This window comes from Sphingomonas sp. 77B (genome assembly GCF_056497825.1).
In genome coordinates, this window is record NZ_JBWMBY010000001.1 from 3465196 (window position 1) to 3477151 (window position 11956).

An 11956-nucleotide genomic window follows, 5' to 3' on the forward strand; every position below is an offset into this window, starting at 1 on the left:
GGAATGCAAGTGAGATGAGCACGAGTGGGGGCGGATATGACGGGCGATCGGAACATGACGATCGCGAACTGGACGGTTCGGTGACGACCCATTCCGGGCTGGCATCCATGGTCGACCGGATCGTCGCCTATGCCAAGGCGCGGCGCGGCTATCTGGCGGTCGGCGCCGTCGTGCTGCTCGTCGCGCTCGGGCTGTCGGCGCTGCACCATCTGACCCGCTCGATCCGGTTGAGCGACGTGCGCGCCGCCTTTTATGCGATCGATCCGCGCCAGATCATGCTCTCGGTCGGTTTCACCATAGCCAGTTATGTCGCGCTGACCTTCTATGACGTCATCGCGCTTCGCGTCATCGGACGGCCATTGCGCTGGCGGACGGCGGCGGTGGCGTCCTTCACCAGCTATACGCTCAGCCACAATCTGGGGCTGGCGCTGCTGACCGGCGGATCGGCGCGTTACCGCGTCTATGCCGCCGCCGGGCTGGACGGGCCGGACATCGCGCGGGTCATCGCCATCGCCAGCGCGACCTTCTGGTTCGGGGTGTTCACCGTCACGGGACTGGGGCTATTGTTCCATGAGGGACCGATCACCGTCGAGACTTTGGTGCTGGGGCAGGGCATCGTCCGCTGGATCGGTGGCGCGGTGGTGGCGGGGGCGCTGGGGCTGATCCTGCTCTGCGCGCTGCGGCCCGGGAAGAGGGTGGGCTGGCGCGCCTGGAGCGTGCCGCTGCCCACACCGGCCCAGGCGGTGGCGCAGATCGGCATCGCCTCGCTCGACCTCGCCTGTGCCAGTGCGGCGCTGTTCGTGCTGCTGCCGGGCGCGTCGATCGACCTGCTGCCTGCCTTCCTGCTCGCCTATGCGCTGGCGATCATCGTTGCGTTGGTCAGCCATGTGCCCGGCGGTATCGGTGTGTTCGAGGCGGTGGTGCTGGCGACGGTGCCGGTCGACCGCACCGCGCTGTTCGCCGCGTTGATCGCATACCGTGTCCTTTATTATCTCGCCCCGCTGGCGCTGGGCATCGCGTTGCTCGCCTGGGACGAGGTGCGGCGGCGGCCGATCCGGGCGCTGCGCGACCTGCGCCGGGTGCTGTTGGGCATCGCGCCGACGCTGTTGAGCGCGGCCTGTTTCGGCGGCGGCGCGATCCTGCTGCTGTCGGGATCGCTGCCCGCCATTCCGCAGCGCGTGCACCATCTGGTCCATATCGTCCCGCTGCCCTTTATCGAGGCGTCGCACTTCGCCGCCAGCCTGGTCGGGACCGGCCTGTTGCTGCTCGCACCGGGACTGTACCGTCGGCTCGACGGGGCGAGCCTGGCGGCGCGCGCGCTGCTGGTCGCGGGCGCGATCTTCTCGCTCGCCAAGGGCATTGATTACGAGGAAGCGGCGGTCTGCCTGACGATCGCACTGCTCCTCCAGTTGAGCCGCAAGGCCTTTTACCGCCGCACCTCGCTGGTCGCGCGGCCGCTCTCGCCCGCCTGGCTGTTCAGCGTCGCGGTGGTGATCGTCGGCACCGGCTGGATCGGCTTTTTCGCTTATAAGCATGTCGATTATCAGGAATCGCTCTGGTGGCGCTTCGCCCTGTCCGACGACGCGTCGCGCTTTCTGCGCGCAGGCCTGGGCGTCGCGGTGATGCTGGCGGGGGCGGGGCTGTGGCGGCTGTTCCTGGCCGCACCGCCGGGCGAAACCGACCATCCGGCGATGGAGCAGGTCCTGGCCGTGGTCGGACGGGCCGACCGCACCGACGCAGCGCTCGCGCTGCTGGGGGACAAGCGCTTCCTGTTCTCGCCCGAGGGCGACGCCTTCGTCATGTATCAGGTGCGGGGCACCAGCTGGATCGCGATGGGGGACCCCGTCGGCCCGCGTGCCGCCTGGGCGGACCTGTTGTGGCAGCTGCGCACCATGGCGGACGCCGCGCAAGGGCGGTTGATGCTCTATCAGATCACCCCCGATTGCCTCGAAATCGCGATCGAGATGGGGCTTCAGATCATCAAATATGGTGAGGAAGCGCTGATCGATCTCGAAAGCTTCGCCTTGGAGGGCGGGCGGATGCGCGGGCTGCGTCAGACTCTCAACCGCTTCCGCACGCGCGAGAATGCCAGCTTCGCCATCCTGCCCGCCGCCGACGTGCCCGCCATCCTGCCCGAGCTGAAGGCGGTGTCCGACGACTGGCTGCTGGAAAAGGGGCATGGCGAAAAGGGGTTCAGCCTGGGGCGGTTCGACCCGGCCTATCTGGCGCTGACCGATTGCGCGGTGGTGCGGGTCGAGGGGCGGATCGTCGCCTTTGCCAATCTCTGGAAAGCGGGTGATCGGCGCGAGCTGTCGGTCGACCTGATGCGCCATGTCGAGGACGCGCCGGGCGGGGTGATGGACTATTTGTTCGTCGAGTTGATGCTGTGGGGGCAGCAGCAGGGCTATGGCCGGTTCGCGCTGGGCCTTGCGCCGCTGTCGGGCGTCGGCGGACGGCGGCTGGGGCCGACCTGGGCCAAGGTCGCGGCGCTGGTGTTCCGGCATGGCGAGCGCTTCTACGGCTTCCGGGGCCTGCGCGCGTATAAGGAGAAGTTCCAGCCGGAATGGGCGCCGCGCTATATCGCCGGGCCGCGGGGGCTGGGGCTCGTCAAGGCGCTGCGCGACCTGAACGCGCTGATCGCCGATGGGGGTGAAGCTTCCTGAAATTCCTCCCCTGTAAGGGGAGGGGGACCAGCGAAGCTGGTGGAGGGGTGTCGCCCTATCGAAAGCGGGACACCCCTCCGTCATCGCTGCGCGCTGCCACCTCCCCTTACAGGGGAGGAATAGGAAGATTACGCCTTGAACAGCGACGGCGCCTTTTCGACCCGCGTGTGGCCTGCCGCGTCGGTCACCGCATAGGTGAAGCCCGGCAGCAGGCAGAACGCCCCGATGCGACCTTTGGTGTCCATCGCCAGAAAGCCGACTTGCACCCCCTTGATCGCATCGCCACGTAACGCGGCGATATGCTTGGCGGCTTCCTCGCACGCGGCCTGCGGGCTCATCCCGTGGCGCATCGAGGCGACGACGCGCGCGGTCCCGACCGTGCGGGTGACCTCCTCGCCCAGGCCGGTGGAGGTCGCACCGCCCACGCCGCGCTCGACATACAGGCCCGAGCCGACCTGCGGCGAGTCGCCGAGCCGTCCGCGCATCTTGAAGGCCATGCCGGACGTGGTGCAGGCGCCCGCCATCCGCCCGCTGGCATCGCGCGCGAGCATCCCGATCGTATCATGGTCCAGCGCGCCGCCGGGCGTGCCGGGGCGACCCGCGCCATAGGTGCCGGTCTCGCTGTTGGCGACGGGCTTGTAGTTCTGGGTCTTCAGCCAATCGCGCCACGCCTTTTCCGCCTCCGGGGTCAGCAGGTTGACGCGTGGAAAGCCCCGGTCGCGCGCAAAGCGCGTCGCGCCTTCGCCGACCAGAAAGGTGTGCGGAGTATGCTCCATCACCGCGCGCGCGACCGAGATGGCGTGGACCGTATCCTCCAGCGCGCCGACCGCGCCGACATTGCCTGCATCGTCCATGATGACCGCGTCCAGCGTGACATGCCCGTCGCGATCCGGATAGCCGCCATAGCCGACCGAATGGTTGTTCGGATCGGCCTCGGGCACCATCACGCCTGCCTCGACTATATCGATCAGTGAGCCGCCGCTGCGCCCTCTGGCAAAGGCGGCGTCATTGGCGGGTGCGCCGAAGTCCCAGGTCGACACGATCATGGCCCCCGGCGTTGCCCCCGATCCGGTGGCAGCCTTGGCGAATGCCCGCACCGGCGCGACCAATCCTGCGCCGACGCCCGCCAGCGAGGCGATTCCGCCCAGAAATCCCCGTCGATCTTCGATCATGCCCGCTCCGTTTCGCCATTCATGCTTATGCCCGATTGTGCGTCGGTGCGCGCCAGGCGGCAAGTCCGATTGGTGGACCGATATGACACCAATTTTACCCGGTCGGCTCCGTTCGAGAACGGAGAGCCGGCACCACAGGGCAGGGCTCTGCCAGCAACGCGAAAAATGGCATGTAATTCAGGATATTGACGTCGCTCTCGATTGTGTCTTTTGGGTTACATGTGGCGGACAAAGAACCCTTTAGGGCTTAATAGGTATGGTTTAGGTATTGACCAAATGCGGTAAAAAATCTGTTTTCCGCCCCGGCGCCCGACAACCAGACTCAGCCTTGGGCCCAGGGGAGACGTATGAAGATCCAGCAGTCCGCATCGTGGCTGGCGCTGTCCGCCGCATCGATGCTGTTCGCCGCGCCCGCCATCGCGCAGCAGGTCGGAGCCACCGGCGCCCAGACCACCGCGCCGCAGGGCGACGCCGATCAGGCCTCCAACCAGAATCCCGGAACGCTCAGCGCCGATGCGGCCGCGACCCGTTCCGCCGCGATCTCGGGTACGCCGCAGGCCGCCAGCACCGGCGACGTGGTCGTCACCGGCACCCGCATCAGCCGCCCCAACCTCGCCTCCGCCGCGCCGATCACCTCGGTGACGCGCCAGGACATCCAGGCGCAGGCCGCGGTCAATGTCGAGGACGTGCTGAACCGCCTGCCGCAGGTCGCGCCCGACAGCCAGCAGACCTATAACGACTCCGACGGTCGCCAGCGGATCAAGCTGCGCAGCCTTGGCTTCGAGCGGACGCTGGTCCTGATCGACGGCAAGCGCCTGGGCACCCAGAACGGCCAGGACGTCGGCATCATCCCGACCTCGCTGCTCCAGCGCGTCGACGTGCTGACCGGCGGCGCCTCGTCGGTCTATGGCTCGGACGCGGTCGCGGGCGTCGTCAACTTCGTCCTGCGCAAGGACTTCGAAGGCGTCCAGATCGACACCAACTACAATTTCTACAATCACAACAACAAGGACACGATTGTCTCGCCGCTGGCGCGCGCGGCGGGCTTCAGCAGCCCGCGCGGCCTGACCAATGACGGCGGCCGGGCCGACCTGACCCTGACGGCGGGCACCAAGCTGTTCGACGACAAGCTGCACGTCAGCGGCTTCGTCAACTATCGCCACACCGACGAAGTGCCGATCACCGCGCGCTCGAACGCGGGCTGCTACCTGACCCAGCTTCAGTTGAATGGCCCGCTGTCGTGCGGCCTGACGCCGAGCAGCTCGACCAGCGGCCTGATTACCCCCGGCGCGGGCCCGAACAAGGGTGCGCAGCTGGTCAACAATCCCGATGGTTCGCGCACCTTCGTGCCGTTCGCCGCCGGGCCCGGCAACGCGTCCAACTATTTCAGCGGCTATGCCTATCAGCGGCCTTCGGAGCGGGTGAATGCGGGCGGCTTCGTCACGCTCGACCTGGCGCCGGAAGCTGAACTCTATGCCTCGGGCATCTGGTTCCGCGACAAGTCGTATACCGACTATCCGACGATCGCGAGCGGCACCGTCAACGTCAACTGCAACAACCCCTATCTGTCGGGCGCGCAGGGGGCCACGATCGGATGCGCCGCTGGCGTGGACAGCGTGCCCGTCACGCTCGCCTATCGCCTGGGTGAGAACAACGATCGTCCTGATACCTTCCTCAACACTGGCCTGCGCCTGACCGGCGGCGTTCGTGGCAAGGTGGGCGATGCGTGGACCTATGACGTCGGCGGCGTCTATGCCCGCAACCATCAGGATTACACGCCCAGCATCCGCATCCCCGGCGCCCTGCAGAATGCGGTGAACGTCGGCGGTACGCAGGCCAACCCGACCTGCGCCAGCGGGGCGGCCGGTTGCGTGCCCTTCGACATCTTCAGCGCGGGCAACACCAACCCCGCCCTCATCAACTATCTGTTCGGCAACGGCACCAACCAGACCATCGGCACGCTGTATGACGTACAGGCGAACGTGACCGGCGACCTGACCAGCTATGGCATCACCTCGCCCTTCGCCGAGCAGGGTCTGGCGATCGCGCTGGGCACCGAATATCGCAAGGACACGCTGAAGTCGCGCGCGGACGCGGCCTATCTGGCGGCGGTCGGCGGGACCGACACCGATCTCAGCCAGGACGTGATCGAGGCCAATATCGAGGTCCAGGCCCCGCTGATCCAGCACAAGCCGTTCGCCGAGCTGGTGCAGGTCAATGGCGGCTATCGCGTGTCGAAGTACAGCAGCAACCCGAAGTCGTTCAACACCTGGAAGATCGAGGGTGTGTATGCGCCGGTGAGCGACATCACCTTCCGCGCCTCGTTCAATAAGGCACAGCGCGCGCCGACCGTGGTTGAGATCCGCCAGGCGACCAATATCGCGTTCACGAATGGCGGTGCGGGCACCTTCACCGACTTCTGCGCTCCCACGCCGATCCCCGGCCCGAACGGCGTCACCTATGGCGCGCCGCTCGCATCGCGTGAGGTCTGTCGCGCGACCGGCTTGTCGGACGCGCTGTACAACAGCCAGAGCCTGTTGTGCGCCAACGGCACCGCCCCCAATGGCAGCGCCGCCTGCGCGGTGCGTTCGGGCGGCTTCGTCGCCGATCCCGAAACCGCCTATACCCAGACCTATGGCCTGGTCCTGAAGCCGCGCTTCGTGCGCGGGCTGGTCTTCTCGGTCGATCGTTACCGGATCAAGATCGACAACTCGCTCGGCTATAACGATTACAGCTATTATACCGATGGCTGTCTGCGTTCGGGCGGCGACCAGTTCTTCTGCCAGGGCATCGTCCGCAACGCGAACGGCCAGCTGTTCAACGGCGGCTATATCCGCCAAGGCACGACCAACTACTACACCTCGGTCGCGCAAGGCTGGGACTTCCAGGCGCAATATGCACTGAACCTGGAGTCGATCGGTCGTCTGGACTTTGGCTTCAACGGCTCGCTGACCACCAATGCCGGTGGGCAGGACTCGCCGCTCCAGCCGAACCGCAACTGCGCGGGTTATTATGGCAATGGCTGCGGTCAGCTGATCCCGAAGTGGAGCCATGGCCTGCGCACCACCTACACGACCGAAGACAAGAAGTTCAGCGCGTCTTTCAACTGGCGTTATGTCGGTGCGTTGACCAACGCCAACAATTCGGGTGATCCGGCGATCGGCGGCACCCCGGCGCGGGCGTTGACCGATTATTACCGTGTCGCGCCGCAGAATTATTTCGACCTGGCGTTCAACTTCGCGATCGCCAAGCAGTTCTCGCTGCGCCTGATCGCGAACAACCTGCTCGACCGCGCCGCGCCGATCGTGCCGGATTCCTACAATATCAGCCTGGCGCGCACGAACACCATTCCGCAGCGTTACGACTCGCTGGGTCGCAACATCGCGATCGGAACCACGATCAACTTCTGATCCTTCTGTTCCGGATCTTCCGGACGGGCCGATCCTCCATCGGGAGGATCGGCCTTTTTTGTGCCTTAGGTTCGGCCCACCCGGAGGCACAGGTTTCAGACTGGTATGGCTCACGCACAGCTGGCTTGGATTACCCCATGTCGATGATGCTAACGCGATAGGGCGCAGTCTCGAGCGTGTGGTGGGCCTAACTGATAGATACTAGGCTTAAACAATCTAATAACGAAATTGATTTCGTTTATATAAGATAGCGAAATCAAGGGATTGCGAGCGACTGCATTTGTTGCTTAGGGGCCACAATGCGAGACCAAAAGGTGATTGATCCTAAATCGGTATAACACCGACTATTGACCGCCCGCCCGAACTGTATTGTCTATGCGATACGCCGATCGGCGCAGCGACGCTGACGGTCAAAAAAGGGGGTCTTGTTCAATGAAGTTGCTTCACTCCATCTCATGGCTGGCTTTGTCGGCTGGCGCGCTGGCGGCCACGCCTGTCCTGGCCCAGCAGTCCGACACCACCACGCAAACCGACGCGCAGGATAACACCTCGTCCACGGCGAACGCTGCACAGACGCGCGTAGCGGCGATCACCGGGACGCCGCAGGCCAGCGGCGATGGCGAAGTGATCGTCACCGGCACGCGCATCGCCCGTCCGAACCTGGCCTCGGCCTCGCCGATCACCTCGGTCACGGCGCAGGACATCCAGGCCCAGGCCCCGCTCAACGTCGAGGAAGTGCTGAACCGCCTGCCGCAGGTCGCACCCGATGCGCAGCAGAATTACCAGGACTCCGACGGTCGCCAGCGCATCAAGCTGCGCAGCCTGGGCTTCGAGCGCACGCTGACCCTGGTCGATGGCAAGCGTCTGGGCACGATGAACGGCGCCGATGTCGGCATGATCCCCGCCTCGCTGCTCCAGCGGGTCGACATCCTGTCGGGTGGTGCATCGTCGGTCTATGGATCGGACGCGGTGTCGGGCGTCGTCAACTTCATCCTGCGCAAGGATTTCGACGGTGTCCGCGTCGATGCGAACTACAACTTCTACAACCATCTGAACCGCAGCAACATCGTCACCCCGCTGGCGCAAGGTGTCGGTTTCAAGACACCGCTCGGCTGGACCAATGACGGCGGCCGCGCCGATGTTACGCTGACCGCAGGCAAGAAACTGCTCGACGACCGGCTGAAGATTTCGGGCTTCGTCAACTATCGCACTTCCGAACTGGTCCGTACCGGCGACCGTTCGATCGCGGCCTGTCCGCTGGCGCAGCTGACCAAGGACGGCCCGCTGACCTGTTCGCCGGTGTCGACCTATTCGCCCGCCGGATATATTTCACCGCGTTCAGGCCCGAATTCGGGCACGGCCTATGTCAACAATCCTGACGGCTCGCGCAGCTTCGTCGCCTATGGCCCGCGCCCCGGCGTCGCGGCCAACCCCTATGACGACTATTCCTTCCAGCGTCAGGGCGAGCGTTACACGGCGGGCGGCTTCATGAGCTTCCAGATCGCGCCGGAATTCGAACTGTATGGCGACGCCATCTGGTTCCGCGACAAGTCGATCAACCCCAGCCCGCTGCGCGTCTACAGCTATACCGTCTATGGCTCGACGCCCTATCAGGTGAACTGCAACAACCCGTTCCTGTCGGCCGGCCAAGCCGGTGCGCTGGGTTGCGCGACCGGTGCGACCGGCTCGGTCCCGCTGGAGGTTCGCTATCGTTTTGACGGCCAGCCTTATCTGATCGATACCTATATCAACCAGGGTATCCGGGCGACCGGCGGCCTGCGCGGCAAGGTGGGCGATGCCTGGACCTATGACATAGGCGGCGTCTATGCGCGCAACCAGCAGGACCTGCGCAACTCGCCCTTCGCCGATCCCGACCGGGTCAACCGTTCGCTGAACGTCGTCAATGTCAACGGCACGCCGACCTGCGCGGCGACCGCGGCAGGCACAGACAGCGCCTGCGTACCGTTCGATGCGTTCCGCGCTGGGACCGGCAATACGCAGCTGACGAACTATCTGTTCAACGGTACGGGCAGCCAGAGCGGTGTGAACGGCCAGGTCGGCATTCTTTACGACGTCATCGGCACGGTGACGGGCGACCTGACGAAATATGGCATTAAGACGCCTTGGGCGAATGACGGCCTGGCGATCTCGCTGGGCACCGAATATCGCAAGGATCGCCTGATCTCGACCGCCAACGATGTCTATATCTCGCAGAACGGCGACAATCGTTCCGATCTTCGCCAGGACGTCTGGGAGTCGAACATCGAGCTGCAGGCCCCGCTGATCCAGGACAAGCCGTTCGCACATCTGCTCCAGACCAATGGCGGCTTCCGCGTCTCGAAGTACAGCTCGAACCCGAAGACCTTCTCGACCTGGAAGATCGAAGGTATCTATGCGCCCGTGTCGGACCTAACCTTCCGCGCCTCGTACAACAAGGCGCAGCGCGCGCCGACGGTTATCGAGATCCGGCAGGCGACGACGATCCAGTATGGGCGTAATTCGACGCTGACCGACTTCTGCGCGCCGGTACAGCGTACCCTGCCCGATGGCACGGTGACGACGGCTCCGCTCGCCTCGCGCGATCTGTGCCGCAAGACCGGGCTGGCCGACAATCTCTACGGCAGCACCTCGCTCCTCTGCCCGACCGAAGGCTGCACGGTGCGTACCGGCGGCTATACGGCGGACCCGGAGACGGCCTATACCCTGACCTATGGCCTGATCGTGAAGCCCAGCTTCGTGCCTGGTCTGGTGTTCTCGGTCGACCGTTATCAGATCCGCATCCTGAACTCGCTGAGCTTTAACGGCGCGGACTATTTCCTGAACGGCTGTCTGGCGTCGAACGGCGACTCCTATTTCTGTCAGGGGATCGTGCGCGATCCGACGACGGGGTCGATCGCCAACCCGATCGCCAACAACCCGACCAGCGGCTTCGTGCGTCAGGGCACGACGAACTTCTATCGTTCGCTCGCTTATGGTTGGGACTTCCAGGGCCAGTACACGCTGGGTCTGGGTGGCGCCGGTCGCCTTGATTGGAACTTCAACGGCTCGCTCACCACGCTGGCCGGTGCTCAGGACTCCCCGCTGCGCAGCCAATATAACTGCGCGGGCTATTTCTCGAACGGCATTGCGTGTGGTCAGCTGGTTCCGAAGTGGATGCACAGCCTGCGCACGACCTGGACGACGGCGGACAACACGTTCAACGCCTCGTTCAACTGGCGCTACACGGGTTCGCTCACCACGGCGTTCAATTCGGGCAATGCGGATATCGGCGGCACGCCCGACAACTTCCGCAATACCTATGCCCGGATTGCACCGCAGAGCTTCTTCGACCTGGCGCTGACTTGGAATATCGCGCGGCAATTCGCGTTCCGTATCATCGCGAACAACCTGCTCGACAAGAACCCGCCGATCATTCCAAACTCGTACACCGTGGCCCTGTCGCGCGCGAACACCGCGCCGCAGCGTTACGATGCACTGGGTCGTCAGATCGCGATTGGCACGACGATCAACTTCTGACGACGCGGGCGGGGTGCTTCGGCATCCCGCCGATTCCTGAACTGAAAAGGCCGGTCGTCCTGATGGACAACCGGCCTTATTTTTTTTGGTGCGGGTCGCGTGGCGTGCACTTCGACTTCGCTCAGTGCGACCGGAGTTTTGTACCTCGCCGCCAGGTGCGTCTGATGCAACGCCCCGACCTCCGTTCAGCCAGAGCGAAGTCGAAGGCCACTGGAATGGCCTCACGACCCCGACTAGGCCAAGCGGAAATTACTCCACGAAGTCCTCCACCTCACGCCGCTTGCCGCGCATGAAGGCGTCGGCGACGTGGCGCAGCGGGGCGATGTCGACGTCCGAGCGGCCGTTCTGCACCAGTTCGGCGAAGCGGGCATAGAGGCCGGGATATTCGCCGTGCAGCCCCTCTTCGCGGTGTGGGGTCGATCCGTCGGGCAGCGTCAGCACCGCGCCGCCTTCGGCCAGCTTTAGCGTGCCGTCGGTCGTCTCGACGACGATGTCCCAGCTCTGATGGCCTTCCTGCCGCCAGTCGAGGTCGAGCGTCACGGGCGTGCCGTCGGTCGTGCGGAACGCCACGTCGGCGGCGATCGGTGCGTCGCGATTGGCGGGGAAATCCAGTGTCGCGCGCTCGATGAAGAACGGCTGCGGCATGATATGGGTGGCGATCGACAGCGCATTGATGCCGGGATCGAACACGCCGAAGCCGCCCGCTTCCCAGATCCAGGCCTGGCCCGGATGCCATTTGCGCACATCCTCGCGCCAGATGATCGCGGCGGAGGTGACCTTGCGCGCCGACAGCCATTCGCGGGCGGGCTCGACGCCCAGCGCGTAGCGCGAGTGCCAGCTGGCGAACAGGGTCACGTTCGCCTTGGCCGCCAGATCCTCCAGCACCGCCACCTCGGCCAGCGTCGCGCCCGGCGGCTTTTCCAGGAAGACGTGCCAGTTGTTCGCCAGCGCGGCCGCGGCGATCGCGTGGCGGACCTGCGGCGGGGTGCACAGCGCCACCGCATCGACCTTTACGTCGCTTTGCGCGAGTTCGGCGATATCGTGGAAATGCGGAACGCCCTCGACGCCGCCCGGCGAGCGGCTGACGGTTGCGACCAGCTGAAAGGTCGGGTTGCCCGCGATGGCGGGCACATGCTGGTCATGGGCGATCTTGCCCATGCCGACCAGTGCGAGACGGATCGTGTCGGTCATCGGT

The 11956-nt window shown here is 65.1% G+C and carries 5 protein-coding genes; 3 read left to right on the forward strand and 2 right to left on the reverse strand.

All coding sequences use genetic code 11. The features are described from left to right. Positions 1–107 precede the first annotated feature (107 nt). Complete coding sequence (gene mprF / locus AC1GI4_RS16285) at positions 108–2663, forward strand: bifunctional lysylphosphatidylglycerol flippase/synthetase MprF (RefSeq protein WP_479630439.1); 2556 nt, start codon at positions 108–110, stop codon at positions 2661–2663. 128 nt (positions 2664–2791) lie between these two features. On the opposite strand, the gene AC1GI4_RS16290 is transcribed toward mprF, so the two are convergent. Beyond that, positions 2792–3835 (reverse strand): glycosylasparaginase, encoded by a 1044-nt coding sequence (locus AC1GI4_RS16290; protein ID WP_479630196.1) that lies wholly within the window; start codon positions 3833–3835, stop codon positions 2792–2794. Between the two features lie 347 nt (positions 3836–4182). Between AC1GI4_RS16290 and AC1GI4_RS16295 the strand changes: the two genes are divergently transcribed. Then, positions 4183–7245: a TonB-dependent receptor domain-containing protein gene (locus tag AC1GI4_RS16295; protein WP_479630197.1), complete on the forward strand. Its 3063-nt coding sequence runs from the start codon at positions 4183–4185 to the stop codon at positions 7243–7245. A 432-nt stretch (positions 7246–7677) separates the two neighbouring features. Then, the gene (locus AC1GI4_RS16300; protein WP_479630198.1) at positions 7678–10761 is read left to right on the forward strand and encodes a TonB-dependent receptor domain-containing protein; all 3084 of its coding nucleotides are present in this window, start codon (positions 7678–7680) and stop codon (positions 10759–10761) included. 249 nt (positions 10762–11010) lie between these two features. Here AC1GI4_RS16300 and AC1GI4_RS16305 read toward each other — a convergent pair whose 3' ends face one another. Then, positions 11011–11952: a Gfo/Idh/MocA family protein gene (locus AC1GI4_RS16305; RefSeq protein ID WP_479630199.1), complete on the reverse strand. Its 942-nt coding sequence runs from the start codon at positions 11950–11952 to the stop codon at positions 11011–11013. Positions 11953–11956 lie beyond the last annotated feature (4 nt).